18 protein-coding genes and 2 tRNA genes are annotated in these 19,158 nt (G+C 71.1%); 14 read left to right on the top strand and 6 right to left on the bottom strand.

Translation table 11 applies throughout. The annotated features are described in order from the left end of the window. The first annotated feature begins 16 nt into the window (after nucleotides 1–16). The 5 genes from AB0M80_RS34450 to AB0M80_RS34430 all read left to right on the top strand — a co-directional run bounded on the left by AB0M80_RS34450 (nucleotide 17) and on the right by AB0M80_RS34430 (nucleotide 5,448). Nucleotides 17–442, top strand: a complete 426-nt coding sequence (locus AB0M80_RS34450) for a hypothetical protein (protein ID WP_364573310.1) — start codon at nucleotides 17–19, stop codon at nucleotides 440–442. Between the two features lie 43 nt (nucleotides 443–485). Beyond that, nucleotides 486–2,348 carry a glycosyltransferase family 39 protein gene (locus AB0M80_RS34445; RefSeq protein ID WP_364573308.1) on the top strand — a complete coding sequence of 621 codons (1,863 nt, stop codon included), beginning with the start codon at nucleotides 486–488 and terminating at the stop codon, nucleotides 2,346–2,348. A 35-nt stretch (nucleotides 2,349–2,383) separates the two neighbouring features. Continuing rightward, entirely contained in the window at nucleotides 2,384–3,040 is a 657-nt protein-coding gene (locus AB0M80_RS34440) for a response regulator transcription factor (RefSeq protein WP_364573306.1), read from the top strand. Further along, entirely contained in the window at nucleotides 3,037–4,119 is a 1,083-nt protein-coding gene (locus tag AB0M80_RS34435) for an ATP-binding protein (RefSeq protein ID WP_364573304.1), read from the top strand. The genes AB0M80_RS34440 and AB0M80_RS34435 overlap by 4 nt, the downstream gene beginning before the upstream one ends. 129 nt (nucleotides 4,120–4,248) lie before the next feature. After that, a complete protein-coding gene (locus tag AB0M80_RS34430; protein ID WP_364573302.1) occupies nucleotides 4,249–5,448 on the top strand; it encodes a chitinase in 1,200 nt (399 codons plus the stop codon). Nucleotides 5,449–5,452: 4 nt separating this feature from the next. On the opposite strand, the gene AB0M80_RS34425 is transcribed toward AB0M80_RS34430, so the two are convergent. After that, complete coding sequence (locus AB0M80_RS34425) at nucleotides 5,453–6,544, bottom strand: dihydrofolate reductase family protein (protein ID WP_364573300.1); 1,092 nt, start codon at nucleotides 6,542–6,544, stop codon at nucleotides 5,453–5,455. An 86-nt stretch (nucleotides 6,545–6,630) separates the two neighbouring features. Between AB0M80_RS34425 and AB0M80_RS34420 the strand changes: the two genes are divergently transcribed. Continuing rightward, nucleotides 6,631–6,882 carry a hypothetical protein gene (locus AB0M80_RS34420; protein WP_364573298.1) on the top strand — a complete coding sequence of 84 codons (252 nt, stop codon included), beginning with the start codon at nucleotides 6,631–6,633 and terminating at the stop codon, nucleotides 6,880–6,882. A 41-nt stretch (nucleotides 6,883–6,923) separates the two neighbouring features. On the opposite strand, the gene AB0M80_RS34415 is transcribed toward AB0M80_RS34420, so the two are convergent. From AB0M80_RS34415 to AB0M80_RS34405, 3 genes are all read right to left on the bottom strand, one after another. Then, nucleotides 6,924–8,156 carry an aldehyde dehydrogenase family protein gene (locus AB0M80_RS34415; RefSeq protein WP_364573296.1) on the bottom strand — a complete coding sequence of 411 codons (1,233 nt, stop codon included), beginning with the start codon at nucleotides 8,154–8,156 and terminating at the stop codon, nucleotides 6,924–6,926. 468 nt (nucleotides 8,157–8,624) lie between these two features. Further along, a complete protein-coding gene (locus tag AB0M80_RS34410) occupies nucleotides 8,625–9,410 on the bottom strand; it encodes a M50 family metallopeptidase (RefSeq protein WP_364573294.1) in 786 nt (261 codons plus the stop codon). Between the two features lie 539 nt (nucleotides 9,411–9,949). Continuing rightward, the gene (locus AB0M80_RS34405; RefSeq protein WP_364573292.1) at nucleotides 9,950–10,855 is read right to left on the bottom strand and encodes a DNA-3-methyladenine glycosylase 2 family protein; all 906 of its coding nucleotides are present in this window, start codon (nucleotides 10,853–10,855) and stop codon (nucleotides 9,950–9,952) included. 147 nt (nucleotides 10,856–11,002) lie between these two features. On the opposite strand from AB0M80_RS34405, the gene AB0M80_RS34400 reads away from it, so the two are divergent. The 4 genes from AB0M80_RS34400 to AB0M80_RS34385 all read left to right on the top strand — a co-directional run bounded on the left by AB0M80_RS34400 (nucleotide 11,003) and on the right by AB0M80_RS34385 (nucleotide 14,231). Continuing rightward, nucleotides 11,003–11,632, top strand: coding sequence for a methyltransferase domain-containing protein (locus AB0M80_RS34400; RefSeq protein WP_364573290.1), 630 nt, complete (start codon nucleotides 11,003–11,005; stop codon nucleotides 11,630–11,632). After that, a complete protein-coding gene (locus AB0M80_RS34395; RefSeq protein WP_364573288.1) occupies nucleotides 11,629–11,751 on the top strand; it encodes a hypothetical protein in 123 nt (40 codons plus the stop codon). Before AB0M80_RS34400 ends, AB0M80_RS34395 begins: the two co-directional genes overlap by 4 nt. Nucleotides 11,752–11,790: 39 nt before the next feature. Beyond that, a complete protein-coding gene (locus AB0M80_RS34390; RefSeq protein ID WP_364573286.1) occupies nucleotides 11,791–13,110 on the top strand; it encodes a M20 family metallopeptidase in 1,320 nt (439 codons plus the stop codon). Nucleotides 13,111–13,208: 98 nt separating this feature from the next. Then, nucleotides 13,209–14,231: a trypsin-like peptidase domain-containing protein gene (locus AB0M80_RS34385; RefSeq protein ID WP_364573284.1), complete on the top strand. Its 1,023-nt coding sequence runs from the start codon at nucleotides 13,209–13,211 to the stop codon at nucleotides 14,229–14,231. Between the two features lie 112 nt (nucleotides 14,232–14,343). Here AB0M80_RS34385 and AB0M80_RS34380 read toward each other — a convergent pair whose 3' ends face one another. Next, a complete protein-coding gene (locus tag AB0M80_RS34380; protein ID WP_364573282.1) occupies nucleotides 14,344–14,721 on the bottom strand; it encodes a DUF3224 domain-containing protein in 378 nt (125 codons plus the stop codon). 139 nt (nucleotides 14,722–14,860) lie between these two features. Here AB0M80_RS34380 and orn point away from each other — a divergent pair, with 139 nt between their 5' ends. From orn to proP, 3 genes are all read left to right on the top strand, one after another. Next, on the top strand, nucleotides 14,861–15,469 hold the full coding sequence (orn, locus tag AB0M80_RS34375; RefSeq protein WP_364573280.1) for an oligoribonuclease: 609 nt from the start codon (nucleotides 14,861–14,863) through the stop codon (nucleotides 15,467–15,469). A gap of 76 nt (nucleotides 15,470–15,545) precedes the next feature. Then, nucleotides 15,546–15,621: transfer RNA gene (locus tag AB0M80_RS34370), tRNA-His, on the top strand. 252 nt (nucleotides 15,622–15,873) lie between these two features. After that, nucleotides 15,874–17,286 carry a glycine betaine/L-proline transporter ProP gene (gene proP, locus AB0M80_RS34365; protein WP_364573278.1) on the top strand — a complete coding sequence of 471 codons (1,413 nt, stop codon included), beginning with the start codon at nucleotides 15,874–15,876 and terminating at the stop codon, nucleotides 17,284–17,286. On the opposite strand, the gene AB0M80_RS34360 is transcribed toward proP, so the two are convergent. After that, on the bottom strand, nucleotides 17,283–18,482 hold the full coding sequence (locus AB0M80_RS34360; protein WP_364573276.1) for an Ig-like domain-containing protein: 1,200 nt from the start codon (nucleotides 18,480–18,482) through the stop codon (nucleotides 17,283–17,285). The genes proP and AB0M80_RS34360 overlap by 4 nt on opposite strands. Before the next feature lie 165 nt (nucleotides 18,483–18,647). On the opposite strand from AB0M80_RS34360, the gene AB0M80_RS34355 reads away from it, so the two are divergent. After that, nucleotides 18,648–18,720 (top strand) — tRNA-Lys (locus AB0M80_RS34355). Nucleotides 18,721–19,158: the final 438 nt, after the last annotated feature.

The raw sequence follows: 19,158 nt of genomic DNA, 5'->3' as shown, positions 1-19,158 counted from the left end.
CCCGGAAGGACGAAACTTGAAGAAGGTTCTCGGCGTCGCCACCGCGGCACTGATCTCCATGCTCACCCTCGCGGCGCCCGCCTCCGCCGCCGACCACACGAAGCACATGCACACCGGGGACGCCTACGGCAGCGTCACCGGCTGGAGCGGCGAAGGCGTGTTCACCGAGGAAGGCGACCGCGTCCACATCTGCGACACCGACGCCGACGGCCGGGGCGTCATCATCTACGTCTACAAGGGAACGCCGGCCGACGGCTACCTCCGCTACAGCATCAACGTCGGCGGTGAGGGCAACTGCGTCACCAAGAGCGCGGCCAACGGCGGTGTCTACGACCTTCCCGAGAGCCGCGTCGGCTTCAAGTTCTGCCGGTACTGGAAGGCCGACGACCGGTACCACTCCGGCGAGTGCAAGGACTACGACTTCCTGAACGACAACAGCTGAACGGAAACGCCCGGGAAACGCGGGCCGGAGTTGGGTGGCGGTCATGCTCACCGCCGCTCCCCCGAAGACCCGCTCCTGGGCGCTTCCCCTCATCTGCCTCGGCGCCGCCGTCCTCTACGCCTGGAAGATCGGCGACGGCCAGCTCGGCAACACCTATTACTCGGCCGCCGTCAAGTCGATGACCAGCAGCTTCACGAACTTCCTCTTCGGCTCCTTCGACCCCTACGGCGTCGTCACGGTGGACAAACCGCCGATGGCCCTGTGGCCCCAGGCGCTTTCGGTGCTGATCTTCGGCTACCACGGCTGGGCGCTGCTGCTGCCCCAGGTCCTCGAGGGCGTCGCGGCGGTCTTCCTGCTCCACCGCGCGGTCCGGCCGTGGGCCGGGGAGAACGTCGCCCTGCTGGCCGCGGTGATCCTGGCCCTGACGCCGGTGACCGTGATCATCAACCGCGGCAACAACCCGGACACGCTGCTCGTGCTGTTCCTGGTCGCCGCCGCGTACGCCCTCACCCGCTCGCTCGAAGACGGGCGGAAATGGCTGTGGTGGTGCGCCTTCTTCGTCGGGTGCGGCTTCCTGACCAAGATGCTGCAGGCGTGGATCATCGTGCCCCCGCTGGTGCTCGCCTACCTGGCCGGCACGACCGGGCCGTGGCGACGTCGTCTGCTGGACGTCCTCGGCGCGGGGCTCGTGCTCGTCGTTTCGTCGTTCTGGTGGATCGCCCTGTACGACTGGTGGCCCGGCGAGAAGCCGTACATGGGCGGCAGCGGGGACGGCAGCGCCTGGGACCTGGTTTTCGGCTACAACGGCTTCGGCCGCCTCTCCGGCAACGGCGAGGGCGGCGGCATGATGATCATGCGCAACGGGCAGCAGACGATGTCGTCGTTCGGCGGCGATCCCGGACCCGGCCGGATGTTCAACGACCTCGTCGGCGGGCAGATCTCCTGGCTGCTGCCGCTGTCGTTGATCGCCCTGGCCGTGGTCGCGATCAGGCGGCCCGGGCGCCCCGCCGGCTGGCTGCTGTGGGGCGGGTGGCTGCTGGTGACGACCGCGGTCTTCAGCTTCGCCGGCGGCATCTGGCACCCGTACTACACGACGGCGATGGCGCCCGCGGTCGCCGCCGTCTCGGCCGCCGGCCTGGCCCTGCTGTGGCGCCACCACCGGCGGACCGTCCTTCCGGCAGCTCTCGCGGTGAGCGCGGCCTGGGCGTTCGTCCTCACTTCGCGGGACACCTCGTTCCACGGCTGGACCCGCTGGGTGGTGCTCGGCACGGCGGTGGCCGCGATCGCGTGGCTGGTCGTGGCGCCGCAACGACGTACTCTCGTCGCCGGGCTCGTGCCGCTGCTGCTCACGCCCGCCGTCTGGTCGTACGCGGCCGCGCAGAGCACGTCGGCCGGGACGCTGCCCGCCGCCGGTCCCGCCACCGGACCCGGACCCGGACCGACGCCGTCGCCGTCGCCGGTGCCCGGCGGGCCGCAGCCGCGGCTGGTGCTCGGGGGAGGTGGGGACGGCTCCGCGAAGCTGTCCGACGAGCAGCGGCGCATCCTCGGCTACGCGCGGCAGAACGGCACCGAGATCACCCTCGCGGTCAACGCCGAGGCGAGTTCGGTCGCGCCGTTCCTCATCGACTCCGACGCGCTGGTGATCGGCATGGGCGGGTTCGGCGGGCGCGACGACGCGCCCTCGGTCTCGCAGCTCGACCGCTGGCTCGCCGAAGGCAAGCTGAAGTTCGTGCTGAGCAGCGCCGGTACTCGCCCCGGGCCGCCGCGCGGCCCCGCGCAGGGAGAACGGCAACGCTGGATCGAGCGGCACTGCGCGGTCGTCGATCCCGGCGCGTACGGCGGCCGGCCCGGAGCCGACCCGGTGCAGCGGATCGGTGGCGCGGACACGCTGTACCAGTGCCGCTAACGCCGAGGAAACACCGGCGCGGCGATCATGGCGGCATGCGGGTCCTGGTGGTGGAGGACGAGCCGATGCTCGCGGACGCGATCGCGGAGTGGCTGCGCGACGAGTCCCACGCCGTCGACCTCGCCCACGACGGTGCCGCGGCGCTGGAGCGCATCGCCGTGCACGACTACGACGTCGTCGTGCTCGACCGGGACCTGCCGGTCGTGCACGGCGACGACGTCTGCCGGGAACTGGTGGCGTCCGGGGCGGCCACGCGGGTGCTGATGCTGACGGCGGCCGCGGAGGTCACCGACCGCGTCGCCGGGTTGTCCCTCGGCGCCGACGACTACCTGACGAAGCCGTTCGCGTTTCCCGAACTGGCGGCCCGCATCCAGTCGCTGGGGCGGCGCTGCCGACCGGCCGCGCCGCCGGTGCTGCGGCGCTCCGGGATCACGCTCGACCCGGCGCGGCACGAGGTGTTCCGCGACGGGCGGTACCTCCCGCTGTCCAAGAAGGAGTTCGCCGTGCTCGCCGAGCTGCTGCGGGCCGACGGCGCCGCCGTCTCCGCGGAACACCTGCTCGAGAAGGCGTGGGACGAGCACGCGGACCCGTTCACCGGCGCGGTCCGGCTCACCATCCTCAAGCTGCGCCGCAAGCTCGGTGACCCACCGCCGGTGGAGACGGTCACCGGGGTCGGCTACCGGCTCCGGTGAGCCTCCGGCTGCGGCTGACCGTGCTCTACGGCGGCCTGTTCCTGCTGGCGGGAGTGGTGCTGCTGGGCGTCACGTACCTGCTGTTCACCCAGCAGGTGGGGCGGCGGGTGACGGTCCTCATCGGCACGGCGCCGCCCGGCCTGCCGCCGCTGCCAACCCCGGAATCCCTCGACGAACAGGCGCGGCAGGTGCGTGCGGCGGCGGCGACGTCGCTGCTGACGCAGGGCGGCATCGCGCTCGCCGCCGTCGCGGTACTGGCGGCGGCCGTCGGCTGGCTGGTCGCGGGCCGAGCGCTGGCCCCGTTGCGCCAGGTCACGGAGACGGCACGCCGGATCGCGGCGGCGGCCGACCCGGGCGGCCACGAGCGCATCGCGCTGCGCGGGCCGGAGGACGAGGTGAAGAACCTCGCCGACGCGTTCGACGTGATGGTCGAGCGGCTCGACCGGTCCTTCGACGCCCAACGCCGTTTCGTCGCGAACGCCTCCCACGAGCTGCGCACCCCGCTGACGCTCAACCGGTCCCTGGTCGAAGTGGCGATGCACCGCCGGACGGCGTCCGAGGACGTCCGGCAGCTCGGCGCCAAGCTGCTGCTGATCAACTCCCGGCACGAGAAGCTGATCAGCGGGTTGCTGCTGCTGGCGAAGTCGGAGAGCGCGTTGACCGAACGGCGCCCGGTGGACCTGGCGGCGATCGTCGCGCACGTGGTTCCGCCGGGTGTGGAGGAAGACCTGGGCGAAGCCACGGCGCTGGGCGACGCCCTGATGCTCGAGCGGCTGGTGCACAACCTGGTGGAGAACGCCATCCGGCACAACAACGAGGACGGCTGGGTCCGGGTGACGACCCGGACGCGCCGGTCGGGGGCCGAGGTGGCGGTGGCCAACAGCGGCCCGGTGATCCCGGCGGCGGAGGTCCCGGCGCTCTTCGACCCGTTCCACCGCCGCGCCCGCGTGGCCGCCGAGGGCGCTGGGCTGGGGTTGTCGATCGTGCGCTCGGTGGCCCACGCGCACGGTGGGGAGGTCACGGCAACGGCGCGGCCCGAGGGCGGGTTGGTGGTGGTCGTGTCGCTGCCCGCGGCTTGACCACCCGACGAAAGTACGGACGAGAACCGGATATTTCGCCGCGTTTCACCCACCGCGCACCGCGCGCCTTGACTTCGTTAATGGTCTAGTCCAATGGTTTGTCCACCTCGAACCGACCGGAGGACGGACATGCGCAGGAGCAGACTGGCCGCCATCGGGCTCGCCGCCGCCACTTTTGCCGCCACCGCCGTCAGCCTCGTGCTCGGCGCACCCTCGGCGACCGCGGCGTTGGGCAACAACTGGTACGCCGCGGCCCCGTACCTGATGCCCCAGAGCAACAACCCGCCCGACCCCGTGACCGTGATGAACGCGACCGGGCTCAAGGCGTTCCAGCTGGCGTTCATCCTCGCGCCGAACGGCGGCGGCTGCAGCCCGACCTGGGACGGCACGTCGGCGGTCTCCTCCGACACCGCGGTCGCGGGCGTGATCTCCCGGATCCGCGGCGCGGGCGGCGACGTCTCGGTGTCCGTCGGCGGCTACGGCGGCACCAAGCTCGGCCAGACCTGCGGCACGGTGGCCGCGACCGCCGCCGCGTACCAGCAGGTCATCACGAAGTACTCGCTCAAGGCCATCGACTTCGACCTCGAAGAGCCCGAATACGAGAACACCGCCGCGATCGCGAACGAGCTGGGTGCCGCCAAGAAGTTGCAGGCCGACAACCCCGGCCTGTTCGTCTCGGTGACCATGCCGGGCACCGCGGCCGGCACCGGCTGGTTCGGCACGCAGCTGATCGACCAGGCGAAGTCGATCGGCTTCACGCCGAACAACTTCTCGATCATGCCGTTCGACGGTGGCTTCAACGGCGGTTCGTCCCAGGTGTCAGCGCTGGAAGCCCTGCACGGCCTGCTGATGTCGCACCTGGGCTGGGACAGCGCGACCGCGTATTCGCACGAGGGCTTCTCCGGCATGAACGGCAAGTCGGACGCGGCGGAGATGTTCTACACCGCGGACTTCCAGACGGTGTACGACTACGCGACCAGCCACGGCCTCGGCCGCTTCACGTTCTGGTCGGTCAACCGGGACCGCGCCTGCGTCGGCACGACGGACAACGGCGTGTGCAGCAACGTTCCGCAGAACGACTGGGACTTCACGAAGTTCAGCGTCCGGTTCGCGGGCGCGACGCCGCCGCAGACGACGCCGGCCACGACTCCCACCACCCCGGGCGGTGGCTCGTGCACCGCGGCGGAGTGGGACCGGACGAAGGTCTACGTCAAGGACGACGTCGTCTCGCACCACAGCCACAAGTGGACGGCCAAGTGGTGGACGCAGGGCGAAGAGCCCGGCACGACCGGCGAATGGGGCGTCTGGCAGGACAACGGCGCCTGTTGATTGATCAGAAGTCGAGGTGGGTGTTCTCGCGCTGGACCTCCGGGGTCAGCGCGGGCACCTCGACGACGTGCCGCCCGGCCTGCCGCAGCAGCTCGGTGCCCCGGGCGTCGACGAAGACCGGCGGCTCGCGCCAGGCGAACACCACCCGCGGGATCCCGGCGTCGAGGACGAGCTGGGTGCAGCTGCGCGGGTGGGAACTGCGGTGACTGCACGGTTCCAGTGAGCTGTACATGGTCGCGCCGGCCAGGCGTGGGTCGCCGGCGCACTTGGCCAGCGCGGCTTCTTCGGCGTGGTTGCTCGGGTCGCCTTCGCCGGAATGCCCGGTGGCGACGACCTCGCCGTCGGCGTCGGTGATCACGGCCCCGACCCGGAAGGTGTGGCTCGGCGGGCACTCGGCGGCGAGCGCGATGGCTTCCTTGAGGCGCTGGACGTCCCGGCCGGTCGGCTCGCCGGCCGCGCGGTACTCGAGGATGGCCATTCCCTGCAGTTCTTTCGCGCTGGTGAGAACCAGCGGCCGCGGGTAGAGCCCGGGCCCGACGAACCGCGGTGCGCCCGGCTGCCCGACGAAGAACGGCGCGATCGCGAGCCGCAGCTCGTCGGCGAGGCCTTCGCCGAGGAACTGGGTGTGGATCCCGCCACCGCCCTCGACCAGCAGGTTCTCGATGCCGCGCGCGCCGAGGTCGTCCAGGACCTGGCCGAAGTCCGGCGGATCCCCGGCATCGACGACGGTGGCGACGCGCTTCAGCGCATCCGCGGCTCCGGGCGGCGCGTAGACGATCTTATCGGTGTCCCCGGCGGTGAAGAACTGCGCGTCCGGGTCGAGGCCCCGGGTGGTCACGGTGACCTTGACCGGCTGTTCGGGCTTTCCCCGGTCCAGCCGTTCCTGCCGCAACCGCGGGGAGCGGACGAGCAGCCGCGGGTTGTCGGCCCGCACGGTCCCGGCCCCGACGAAGATGGCGTCCGCCTCGGCCCGCAACCGGTCGACGACCGCGAAGTCGTCCTCTGTGGACAGCACGAGCCGCTCGGGCGAAGTGTCGTCGAGGTAGCCGTCCAGCGACTGCGCGGCGGACAGCAGGACGTGCGGCCGGGAGATCACCCGGACCAGTATGCCGTAACACCTCGGGCGATCCCCGCGTCCTACGACGTATCCCTGTCGAGCCCATCCCCCCGGAGCTGCGGAACATGACCACGCGAGGCTGGTACAAGGAACGGACGCTCACCACGGTCGACACCGTCGGCCGGGAGGTGTCGGTGACCACCGGGCTCACCCGCGACCCCGAAGGCCGCCTGGTCGCGGCGATCGCCATCAGCGACGGACCGACCGCGATCTACCGCCACTCCGGCGACACCGACGAGCGGACCGAGCTGATCACCAACGCCAAGGACACCGTCAAGGAGCTTCGCAAGCTCGCCGGGGTGCCACCCACCCATTGACCTGGCGATGCTCGTGGTCCCCCGGCACGCCGCCTCCCGGCTCAGGCGGGCAGGACCGCGTACTGGCGGACGTAGAGGTCCGTGTACGTCACCGGGCCGCGGGGACCGGGGACCTTGTCGAGGTTGATGCCGGTTTCCGGGACCGCGAGCAGCTTGAAGCCGTCGAGGAGGCGGGTCGGGGCGTTCCAGAAGACGCCGGTGCCGGTGTAGCCGTCGAAGAAGGCGTCGGCGGCCGACTCGTCCTCGGTGGCGATGCCCGCCGCCAGGCCCGAGGTCCGTTCGTTGGCGATCTCGACGGCGTCGGCGAGCGAGCCGACCTTGGCGACCGTGACGGTCGCCTCGCGGTCGGAGTCCAGCGCCCACTCGTAGCCGATGGGGTGCTCGTGCGGGGCCAGCGAAGGTGTGACCCCGCGCTCGGCGAGCGCGTCCGAGAGGGCGGGCCAGGCGTCGTCGTGGATGTCCTCGTGGACGAGCAGCAGGTTCAGCCGGTTGCAGACACCCAGCCGGTCGAGGCTGGCGTGGACGAGGTCGCGCGCCTTGGTGACGTCCGCCCCGCGGTCGACGTACAGGACACCGCCGCCGTCGGCGTGGGCGAGCGTGCGCACGCCGTGGACCGCCGCCTCGGTCGCGAGGGCGCGAGTGCTGTCCCCGCTGCCGCGCAGGATCACCAGCGGGACGAGGTTGGGCAGCCGCACGAGCGCGGACGCCGCCTCGCGCTCCACCCGCGGCACCAGCTGGACGCAATCCGCGTCGATCCCCGCTTCGGCCAGCGCCGGCGCGATGACGACCTCGCGCAGCCGCTGGGCCGAGCCGAGCGCGGCCGAGCCGGTGCGCAGCACCCCGGCGTTGCGCGACTTGACCAGCTGCGACGCCACGTCGACGGTCACGTTCGGCCGCGCCTCGTAGTTCGCGCCGATGACGCCGACCGGACGCCGCCGTTCGACCAGCCGCAGCCCGCCGTCCAAGGTGGACACCTCGACCGAGCGCTCCTGGTGCGGAGCGCCGGCGAGCAGCTGCAGCTGCTCGGCCATGCCGGTGAGGCGCTCCGGGGTGATGGTGAGCCGGTCGAGCAGGCCGGCGCTCATCCCGTCGGCCTTCGCGCGCTCGACGTCGGCTTGGTTCGCCTCGAGGATCTCGTCGCGGTGCGCGAGCAGCCGCTCCGCCATCCCGGTCAGCGCGGCATCGACAGCATGAGCACTCGCGGCGGCCAGCGACGGCGCGGCCAGCTTCGCCGCCCGTGCGCACTCCTCGACGGCCTTGGCGACCTCGTCCATCGTTCGTCTCCCTCCGCGCGGACCAGCGAGAGACCAGTTTGCCGCATGCACCACCCCGGCCGGCCACGGGCTCCACCGCCGCCCGCCAACGCGCAGACCGACGACGCCGGCGGCGAGCAGCAACGGCACCGCCCGGCGACGACCACCGCAACCGGCGACCGTGACCCGCGGCAGGGACGCCCACCGCCGACCAGCAACCCCGCGACCACGCTCGGCGAGACCGACCACCACCACGACGGCGGTCACCGCTGGCGACCGGCCACCGCAAGCAGCAACGGCAATCGGTCGGCGACCCGCTATCGGCGACCGGCTCGGCGAGGCCTGCCGAGCCGGGCAGCCGGCAACCGCAAGCAGCAACGGCAACCAGCCGGCGACCCGCGACCGGCTCGGCGAGGCGACCACGCTCGGCAAGACCGACCCCCGCCCGGTCGGCGACCCACGCCGGGGACGCCCACCAGCGACCAGCGGCTACGTGGCGACGGGCTCCAGCAGCCACAGCCCGCCGGCGAACAGGCAGCTGACCGTGGCCACCGCGAAGACCAGTACCCACAGCACCGGCGGGACCGCGGTGAGGCGGCCCAGCTGGTCGGCGTCGGAGTCGCGGGCGTGGCCGCGGCGTCGCTTGATCTGCAGCTCGGCCACCGGCCGGACGCCGCCGAACAGCAGGAACCACGTCACCAGGTAGCTGAACGGGGCCTGCACCTCGACCGGCGCGACGAACGCGACCAGCGCGAGCACCGCCGCGCTGGCGACGACCGTGAACACCCCGTAGGCGTTGCGCACCATCACCAGCACGCCGAGCAGCAGCAGCGCGATCAGCACGAGCACAGTGCCGACCAGGTCGGCACCCAGCAGGCTGGCGAACAGCAGCCCCAGCACCGACGGCGCCAGGTACCCGGCCATCGCGGTGAACGCCATGCCCGGCCCCTCGGGCTTGCCGCGCGAGACGGTGACGCCCGAGGTGTCCGAGTGCAGCTTGATGCCCTGCAGGCGCCGTCCGACCAGCACGGCCGCCAGCGCGTGACCGGCCTCGTGCACCATCGTGACGACGTTCCGCGCCCGCCGCCACGGCGTCCCGCCGACCAGCACGACCAGCAGCGCCACACCGCCGGCGATCAGCGTGATCACCGCGGGCGTCTGGGCCTGTTCGAGCAGCGAACCGGCCGGCGAGGTGTCGGTGGCGGCAGCCGTGCGGAAAGCCGACAGGGCGTCACCGGCCGGGCCGCCGAGCGCGAGAGGAACGGGCGAGCTCACCCGGACACCCCACCACAGGCGACATCTGGCTACTGTGAGTCCCCACCGCTAGCCGCTTCGCGGCTTCCGGTATTGGGTCGTTGCGGTCTCCTTCCGGTCGGTGAACGGCGTGGCGGATACCGATGGGCCGGCACGCGGGGCGGCAAGGGGCACCGGCACCCGAAACTCAGACGCAGGCCGCGGCTCACCGAGGCCTCGCGGCACCGGTGGAGGCATCACCGGACCGAGCCAAGCCGGAGCCGAGCCAAGCCGGAGCCGGGCCGAGCCAGAGCCGGGCCGAGCCGGAACCGGGCCGGGCCGGAACCGGGCCGGGCCGGGCCGGGCCGGGCCGGGCCGGAACCGGAGCCGGGCCGAGCCAAGCCGGAGCCGGGCCGAGCCAAGCCGGGCCCGAGCCGGACCGGGCCGGAGCCGAGCCCGAGCCAAGCCGGAGCCGAGCCAAGCCGGAGCCGGGCCGAGCCGGAGCCGGGCCGGGCCGAGACTCGAGCCGGAGCCGAGCTCGGTGAACGGCGCCGGGCGGGCCGGTCGCCGCCGGCATCAGGTCATCGCGACTCCCGCATCCGGGCCTCGCCCTCGACCCGGAACAGGAACGACACCCAGCTCCGGAATGGTGCCCAGGCCTCCGCGATCTCCGCCAGCTCCGCGGCTCCCGCCTCCGGGAGGTGGTACGCGTCGCGCATGATCTCGTGGAGCCGGCTTTCGCCGCGGGGGAACACGTCCGGGTGGCCGGCGCCGCGGATCAGGATCAGCTCCGCGCTGAACCGGCCGACACCCGGTAGCAGCTGCAGTTGCTTCAGTGCCTCTTCCGCCGGCATCGCCCGCAACGTGGCCGCGTCCAGCATCCCCGCGGCCGCTGCCTCGGCGATCCCCCGCAGGCGCTGCACCTTCGGGCCCGGCAGCCCCGGCAGGTACTCCAGCTTCGCCAGGACGGCAGGCACCGGGAACGCCCTCAGCCCGCTCCCGCCGACATCGACCTCGGTGCCGTGGCGCTCGGTCAGCCGACGGCGCAGCCGGACCGCCTGCGTCATCCAGATCCGGTGGCTCAGCACGGCCCAGCACGCCGCCTCGTACGGCGACGCGAACAGGACCGGGCGCAGGCCCGGATGCAGCCCCTGCAGCAGCGCCACGACCGGATCCCGGGTGCCGGCCTCCGGGAACGCCGTGCCGTCGACATCCAGCGAGCACATCCTCCGCACCTGCTCGACCACCGCTTCGGTGTGTTCGGGCGGGCCGTGGACCTCGACCACCACCTCGCCGGGGGATCTCTGCCGCAGCACCGCTCCCACCGGCGTCCATTCGCCGTCGAGCGCGAACGCCACGCGGAGCGCGCCGGGCTCCGCCTCCGGCTGCCCGGCGGGGGCGAACCCGGTCAGGAACCGGGCCGCCGCCTCGATGTCGAACGCACCACGGACCGCGATCTCGCCACACGGGCGGGAAATCGTCGTCATCTCTCCTCCTCGGATCGGGACCTCGGCTGCAACGTTAGGAAGGGGCACCGACAATTCCGGGCGTCGAACGCCTGAGCCCGGATTTGTTCACTCGATCGAGTGGCTGCGAGTGGGCATACTGCCGGTATCCGAACCTCGGGAGGATCCGTGCCGGCCAGCGCCCTCGAACGCCTGAAGTCCCTGCTCGGGACGACGGCCGAAACCGAAAACGGCTACCTCGATCTGCTGGGCACCGCGGACCAGGCCGGCCCGCCGACCGGGCTCACGCAGCGCCTGATGCGCACGACCCTGCTCCCGCAGGTCTACGAGCGGTACTGGCGCCCCGCCCTCGGCCGCGCGCTCAAGGGCCCGCTCGGGCCGAGCATGGCGGGCGAGGTCCGGCTCGCCACGGAACTCCTCGAGCTGAAAGCGGGGCACACGGTGCTCGACGTCGCCTGTGGAACCGGCCGGTTCACCCGCGCGTTCGGCGCGGCCGTCGGCCCGGACGGGCTCGCGATCGGGCTCGACGGCGCCCGCACCATGCTCGCCAAGGCCGTCGCCGAAGGCGGCCCGGACAGCGTCGCCTACGTGCGCGCGGACGCGGTGCACCTTCCTTTCGGAGAGTCCACAGTGGACGCCGTCTGCTGCTTCGCCGCGCTCCACATGTTCGCCGAGCCGGAGACCGCGCTGGACTCCTTCGCGCGCGTGCTCGACCCGGGCGGCCGGATCGTGCTGCTGACGAGTGCCCGCCGCAGCCGGCAGCCGGCGCGGCTGATCGATCGGCAGGCGGAATCGTGAGCGGGCAGAAGATGTTCGACCGCGGCGAAATCGCGGCGGCCCTCCGCGCCCGCGGCTTCACCGGGATCACCGAACGGTACGCCGGCGTCACGCAGATCGTGGCGGGCCGGCTCGGCTGAGCACCGCGGATTGTCGGGGGTGGCGGTTAGCATCGCCCCATGACCCACGCCGAACCCGTCCCGCCCGACGACAGCTACCTGCGTTCCCTGGTGGAGGCCACCGCCGACGCCGTCGCGGCCGCCGAACCGCTGTCCTCGCCGCACACCGGCGCGGACGAGGCGGCGCGGGCCGAGGTGACCGCCGCGGTCGAGCGCAGTTCACCCGATCTGGTGGCGTTGAGCCAAGATCTGCACGCCCACCCCGAAGAGGGGTTCGCCGAGCACCGGTCGGTGCGCGCTCTGGCCGATCTGCTGGAACGCCACGGCCACGAGCCCACCGTCGGCGTCGGCGGCCTCGACACCGCGCTGCGGGTCAGCACGCCGGGCACCGGCCCGCACATCGCCGTCCTCGCCGAGTACGACGCGCTGCCCGGGCTCGGCCACGCGTGCGGCCACAACATCATCTGCACCACCGCCGCGGGCGGCTTCCTCGGCGCCGCCACCGTCGCCGAGCGGCTCGGCGGCCGCGTCAGCCTCATCGGCACGCCCGCCGAGGAAGGCGGGGGCGGCAAGGAGATCCTCGCCCGCGCCGGCGTGTTCGACGACGTCGATGCGGTGATCATGCTGCACCCGTTCAGCCACGACGTCGCGCTGCACCCGTTCCTCGGCCGCCGCCAGCTGGAAATGGTCTTCCACGGCGTCGGCGCGCACGCTTCGGCGCAGCCGTTCATGGGCCGCAACGCGCTCGACGCCGCCGTCGCCGCGTACCAAGGCGTCTCGGCGCTGCGCCAGCAGCTCCCGCAGAGCGACCGCGTCCACGGCGTGTTCACCGACGGCGGAGCCCGGCCCAACGTCATCCCGGCTCGCGCCGCACTGCTGTTCTACCTGCGGTCCCAGCACCCGGAGACCTTGCGCGACCTCGCCGCCCGCATGACGTCGATCGCGGAAGGCGCCGCGGCGATGACCGGCTGCGGCGTCGAGCTGACCTGGGACGCCCAGGCCGCCTACCTGCCGATCCGGTTCAACACCGCCCTCGCCGCCCGCTGGTCGGTCAACCAGGTGATCACCGGCCGCAAGCCGCTCCCGCCGGGCATCGTGCCGGAGTCGCTCACCGGATCGACCGACCTGGGGAATCTGTCGTACCGGATGCCCGCGTTGCACCCCATGCTCGCCGTATCGGGACCGGCAGTCGCCTTGCACACCAAGGAGTTCGCGGCCGCCGCCGGGTCGGCAACGGGCGACGCGGGTGTCCGCGACGGCGCGCTGGGCCTGGCCCTGACCGCCGCCGACTACCTCGGCGACGCCGAACTGCGCAAGGCGGTGCACGACGAGTTCGAGGCGGCGGGAGGCGCACTGGACGTCCCGTCGTTCTTCGCCTGACCCCTGAGGAACGGCTGAGTTTTCTCAGCTGATTCTTCTCAGCAAAGGCTGAGGTGTTTCCACAGGCTGCTCACAAGCACGGGCGCGAATCTGGTCCCATGACCGAGAACGAGAGTCGGCCCGGCCCCGCCTCACCCGGTGGGCACCAGCCGCACCAGCACACCCAGCAGTACGGGCCGTACGCGCAGTACGCCTACCAGCAGCAGGCCGCGCCGAATCCGCTCTTCACCCCACCGCCGCCGGGTGCCCAGGCCCCCACGGCGCTGAAGACCAAGCCGCGCAAGGGAGGCCGGGTCGCGATGATCGTCAGCGCGACCGCGCTCGGCGCCGCGCTGGTCGGCGGCGTCGGCGGCGCGGCGATCGTCGGGCTCACGACGAACTCGGCGGACGGCGCGACGACGTCGATCAGCACGCCGGTGGCGAGCGGGCAGCCGGTCTCGAACCCGACCTCCGGCGACGTGAGCGCCGTCGCGGCGAAGGTGACGCCGAGCGTCGTCCAGATCAACGTCACGACCGGCCAGGGCGAGGCCATCGGCTCCGGCGTCATCCTCACCTCGGACGGCCGGATCCTGACCAACGCCCACGTCGTCGACGGCGCCCAGAACGTCGTCATCACCACGTCCGACGGCAAGAAGTACCAGGCCAACGTGGTCGGCGCGGACACCAAGGCGGACATCGCGGTGGTCCAGGCCACGAGCGCCAGTGGCCTGACCGCAGCCACGCTGGGCGACTCGGGCAAGCTCGTCGTCGGCCAAGAGGTGGTCGCGATCGGCTCGCCGGGCGGGCTGCAGAACACCGTCACCACCGGCATCGTCAGCGCGCTGAACCGGAACCTCTCCGACGTCGGGCAGGACGAGCAGCAGCAACGCTCGCCGTTCAGCCGCACGTCGAACCAGAGCAGCGACTCGCCCAGCTACACCGCGATCCAGACCGACGCCGCGATCAACCAGGGCAACTCCGGCGGCGCGCTGGTCGACGCCCAAGGCAACGTGATCGGGATCAACTCCGCGCTGTACAGCCCGTCAGCGTCGGCCAACGGCGCGGCGGGCAGCGTCGGGATCGGCTTCGCCATCCCGATCAACGACGCCAAGAAGATCGTCGACCAGATCGTGGCCGGCTAGAACGCGGACGGGCCGTGGTCGGGGCGGCCCGTCCCCCGCTTCGGGGAGCGGGAACACCGCGAAGGCCGTTTCGAGAGTCGATCGGGGACTCTCGAGACGGCCTTCGCGCTGGTCACAGCGTGTAGGTGAGGGTGAAGAGGTGGTTCTTCTCCTCGTCGATCTCGATGCCCGCCGTGCCGGAGATCCCGGCCAGCTCGCCGAAGCCCGAGCCGGTGAGGATCTTCAGCGTCAGGCCGGTGTCGTCGGCCGAATGGTGCAGGACGAAGCCGCCCTTGCGGCCGTCCACCGAGACCTCGAGACGTTCGAAGGCGACGTACGCGCGCGAAGTCGCGTTGGACGCCGTCAGCATCTCCACGGTGCTGGCCCCCTCGACCGCGCCGGTGAACGTCTTGGCGATCGCCACCCGGGCGAACTCGGTGCCCGCGGCCTCGTCGGTCGCCTGCGGCTCCCACTTGTCGAGCACGAACGACGCGGTGGCAGTGCTGGTCATGGCTGATTTCCTTTCGAAGGTGGTCTCAGCGTGCCAGCCATACCTGACAGCTCGCGTCAGGTTTTCCAGCGCCGCCGCGTAACGCGCCGTACGCGCAGGTAACGCCCTCCACATCGCCATGTCGGGTTAGGGTCACCAGGTGACCGACCGCCTAGTCTGGATCGACTGCGAAATGACGGGGCTCGACCTCGGCAAGGACGCGTTGATCGAAATCGCCGCCCTCGTGACCGACGCAGAACTCAACGTGCTCGGCGAAGGCATCGACATCGTCATCCACGCCAACGAGGAAAAACTCGACGGCATGCCCGAAGTCGTCCGCGAGATGCACGCCCACTCCGGCCTCACCGAAGAAGTCCGCCGCTCCACGGTGACCCTCGAAGAAGCCGAACGCCGCGTCCTCGAATACATCCGCGAGCACGTCCCCGAGCCCGGCACCGCCCCCCTCGCCGGCAACTCCATCGCCACCGACCGCGGCTTCATCTCCCGCGACATGCCCGACCTCGACGCCCACCTCCACTACCGCATGGTCGACGTCTCCTCCGTCAAGGAACTCGTCCGCCGCTGGTACCCACGCATCTACTACGCCAAGCCGGAAAAAGGCCTCGCCCACCGCGCGCTCGCCGACATCAAGGAATCCATCGGCGAACTCGACTACTACCGGCGCGTCGCCTTCGTCCCCCAGCCCGGCCCCACCAGCGAAGAAGCCAAGGCCGCCGCCGCTGAAGTGCAAGAACAGCAGCAGAGGTAACCCCCTGCAAACCCCGCGAGGGCACCCGCTACGATTACAGCCAACGAGGTGATCGCAAGCGGTCCCCTCGCAGATGGTGGGCGTAGCTCAGCTGGTAGAGCACCTGGTTGTGGTCCAGGAGGTCGCGGGTTCGAAACCCGTCGCTCACCCCATCACCCCGGCATGGTCAGAGCCTGCGGCTCTTTTCCTCTGTCGGGGTTTCGCCTTTTTGTGGGGGTCGGACCCCCACACCCCCGCCGGGGGCTCGCCCCCGGACCCCCGTCCGTGTGGTTGCGTCGCGGGGTGCGTGCGAGGTGTGGGTGGCGGGTACGTGCTGAGCGCGGAGGGGTTGGGCCGTTCGTGGTAACAGTCACGACTGGATGGCTCAACGTGCGGGCCGCTGGTTGGCGGTGCACCGTGGTCGGGTGGAACGTTCAACCGGGAAGGTCAGGGGTCGGAAGAAGAAGCTGCGGTATGAGGACATCACCGTGGTCGATCGGTCGATTCTCAAGCGGGCCGTGGGGGCCGCCGCCCTCGGCAACGCCATGGAGTGGTTCGACTTCGGGGTCTACGCCTACATAGCCGACACCATCGCCGAAGTGTTCTTTCCGCCCAGCGTGTCGCCCGGGGTCCGGCTGATCGGGACCTTCGGGGCCTTCACCGCCGCCTTCCTGATGCGACCGCTCGGGGGGCTGGTCTTCGGGCCTCTCGGTGATCGGATCGGACGGCAGAAGGTACTGGCCGTCACCATGATCATGATGGCCATCGGCACCCTGTGCATCGGGCTGATCCCCTCCTACGCCACCATCGGCGTCTGGTCGCCCATTCTGCTGGTCGTTGCGCGGATGGTGCAGGGCTTTTCCACCGGCGGTGAATACGGAGGCGCCACCACCTTCATCGCCGAGTACTCACCGGACAAGCGGCGGGGCTTCATGGGGTCCTGGCTCGAGTTCGGCACGCTGTCCGGGTACGTGCTCGGGGCGTCCGTCGTCACCGGGATGAAGGCCTGGGTGCCGCACGAGACGCTGCTCGACTGGGGCTGGCGCGTGCCGTTCCTGATCGCCGGGCCGCTCGGCATCATCGGCCTCTACATGCGGCTCAAGCTCGAGGAGACCCCGGCGTTCCAGAAGCACGCCGAGGAAGCCGAAAAACGCGGCCGCACCGGCGAGCCGTTCTGGAAGATGTTCACCGAGTACTGGCCCGCGCTGCTCGTGTGCGTCGGCCTCGTGCTCGTGTTCAACGTCACCGACTACATGCTGCTGTCGTACATGCCGACCTACCTGTCCGAGCAACTGCACCTCGACGCCACCCACGGGCTGCTGCTGATCATCGTCGTCATGGTCGTGATGATGCTCATCATCATGGTCGGCGGCCGGATCACCGACCACGTCGGCCGCAAACCGGTGATGATGGCGGGCTGCCTCGGGTTCCTCGTGCTGTCGTGGCCGCTGATGCTGCTCGTGCACGACGGCGGGCTCGTCCTCACGTTCCTCGGGCTGATGGGGCTCGGCCTGCTGCTGCTCTGCTTCGAGGTGTCGATGCCCGCGGCGCTGCCCGCGCTGTTCCCGACGGCGATCCGGTACGGCGCGCTGTCCATCGCGTTCAACATCTCGGTGTCACTCTTCGGCGGCACGACACCGCTGGTGATGCAGACGCTCATCTCCGCCACCGGCCACGACTTCTGGCCGGCCTGGTACCTGATGGCGGCGGGCGCGATCGGCGCCGTCGCGGTGTTCTTCAGCCGCGAGACCGCGAACAAGCCGCTGTGGGGCTCGGGCCCGTCGGTGTCGACCGAGGCCGAGGCGCGGGACCTGGTTCGCGAGTCGGCGCGCGGTTAGTTCCCGGCCGCGCGCCACTCGTCCCAGGACAGCTGCCAGACGCTCCAGCCGTCGGTGGGCTCGAGCTTCGGGCCACCGCTGTTCTGCACCGTGACGACGTCACCCTTCTTGGAGGTGTCCATCAGCCACTTCGTGTTCTCGGTGGACAGGTTGAGGCAGCCGTGGCTGACGTTGCTGTGGCCCTGCTGCCGCACCGACCACGGCGCGGAGTGGTAGAAGATGCCGCTGTAGGACAGGCGCACGGCGTACTGGACGAAGGTGCTGTAGCCGCCGGGCGAGTCTTCGGGAACGCCGTAGGTGGCGGAGTTCATCGTGTAGCCGGTGTGCTCGCTCATGACGGTGTAGGTCCCGGCGGGGGTGTTGTGGCCCGGCTTGCCCATGGAGGTCGGCATGGTCTTGACCTCCTTGTCGTTGATCGTGACCGTCATCTGGTGGGTCCCGCCGTCGGCGACGGCGACGAGCTTGTCGCCGACGGCGCCGCTGACGCTCTTGTCCTCGCGGCCGTAGCTGCCGTTGCCGAGCGGCTTGCCGTAGACGGCGGCGTCGACCTTGATCTTGGTGCCGCTCTTCCAGTAGTCCTTCGGCCGCCAGGTGACCTGCTTGTCACCGGACCAGCGGAACGCACCCTCGGTGGCCGGCTCCGCGGTGACCTTCAGCGCCTTCTCGGCCGCGGCCTTGTCGGCGACGTTGCCGGTGAAGGTGAAGATCAGCGGCAGCCCGACCCCGACGGTCTCGCCCTCGACGAGGTTCACCGAGACGCCGAGCTGCCGGGCGGGCTTGACGGTGCTGAAGGTCGACTCCGACGTGACCGGCTTGCCATCGGTGCCGGTCGCGGTCGCGGTCAGCTTGTAGCTCTTGTTGTAGCCGAGCGGCTCGGCGGAGTCCCAGCCGGAGCCGTCGGCCCGCGGCTTCCCGGCCACGAGCTTGCCGTCGGCCCCGGTCAGCTTCACCTCGCCGACCTTCCCCCCGGCCACGGTCACGCTGACGGGCTCACCGGGCGCGACGTCCTTGGCATCCTTCGCGGGACTGAGCGTGAGCACGGCGGGCTGCGGCCGGGGCGCGGGCTTGGGGGCACTGGAGGAGACCGTCGCCTGCGGCGATTCACCCGAAGGGCTACTACTGCAGCCGGCCACCATGAGGCCGATCACCCCGGCGGCCGCCAGCAGCCGCACTCTCGTCCCCGTCGAACCCCTCATGCCCACCCGCCTGTTTCGCCGTCGATGTCCGACTACAGTGTGCCCGACCAGCCGGGACACCGGTGCGGCAATGCCGGAACCCGGTTGAGGGGACCCCCCTGAAACGGGCCTCCGAGCGGGTGCTAATCTTTTCCACGTCGCCGAGGGAAACCCCGGCAGACACCAGCGCCATTAGCTCAATTGGCAGAGCAGCTGGCTCTTAACCAGCGGGTTCGGGGTTCGAGTCCCTGATGGCGCACCCCACTGAATCGAAGCCCACCTGCAGGTATCCTTGATCAAGAGGATCTTGCCGGTGGGCTTTGATCATGGATGGGACCGGCGTGGGGCCGAATGAGACCGCTTGCCGGCCGTTGTTCTTGGCCTTCTTGTTGCAGGCATGGCGTCCTTTGCCTCGGCGGCGCGATGAGCCAGGCAGGGCAGGACGCTGGTGTAGGTGTCGGCGGTGAGCACGATGCTGGAGTGCCCGAGCCGCCACAACGACCTCCACACCTGGATGAGACCAACGAGGCGTTGGCCCCAACGGTGGGGTTCTCCGGCACAGATGTCTCCACCGGCGCCCCACAGAAGCCAGCACGCACCTGGCCGACCATCGCTGCCGTCCAGTGTCAAGTAGCCGCCGAGCGGGCTGGTCGGGCGACCTCGGTGATCTATGGCCGAGTGGTTCACCGGTCTGGGT

Source organism: Amycolatopsis sp. NPDC051045 (genome assembly GCF_040682955.1).
Classification (GTDB): domain Bacteria; phylum Actinomycetota; class Actinomycetes; order Mycobacteriales; family Pseudonocardiaceae; genus Amycolatopsis.
This window is presented reverse-complemented; position numbering and strand designations above follow the sequence as displayed.

Excerpts from the sequence above, each read along its gene's own strand:
- AB0M80_RS34445 (WP_364573308.1), top strand. The coding sequence starts at position 486 with ATGCTCACCGCCGCTCCCCCGAAGACCCGCTCCTGGGCGCTTCCCCTC.
- AB0M80_RS34440 (WP_364573306.1), top strand. The coding sequence starts at position 2,384 with ATGCGGGTCCTGGTGGTGGAGGACGAGCCGATGCTCGCGGACGCGATC.
- AB0M80_RS34430 (WP_364573302.1), top strand. The coding sequence starts at position 4,249 with ATGCGCAGGAGCAGACTGGCCGCCATCGGGCTCGCCGCCGCCACTTTT.
- AB0M80_RS34420 (WP_364573298.1), top strand. The coding sequence starts at position 6,631 with ATGACCACGCGAGGCTGGTACAAGGAACGGACGCTCACCACGGTCGAC.
- AB0M80_RS34415 (WP_364573296.1), bottom strand. The coding sequence starts at position 8,156 with ATGGACGAGGTCGCCAAGGCCGTCGAGGAGTGCGCACGGGCGGCGAAG.
- AB0M80_RS34405 (WP_364573292.1), bottom strand. The coding sequence starts at position 10,855 with ATGACGACGATTTCCCGCCCGTGTGGCGAGATCGCGGTCCGTGGTGCG.
- AB0M80_RS34390 (WP_364573286.1), top strand. The coding sequence starts at position 11,791 with ATGACCCACGCCGAACCCGTCCCGCCCGACGACAGCTACCTGCGTTCC.
- AB0M80_RS34385 (WP_364573284.1), top strand. The coding sequence starts at position 13,209 with ATGACCGAGAACGAGAGTCGGCCCGGCCCCGCCTCACCCGGTGGGCAC.
- AB0M80_RS34380 (WP_364573282.1), bottom strand. The coding sequence starts at position 14,721 with ATGACCAGCACTGCCACCGCGTCGTTCGTGCTCGACAAGTGGGAGCCG.
- AB0M80_RS34360 (WP_364573276.1), bottom strand. The coding sequence starts at position 18,482 with ATGAGGGGTTCGACGGGGACGAGAGTGCGGCTGCTGGCGGCCGCCGGG.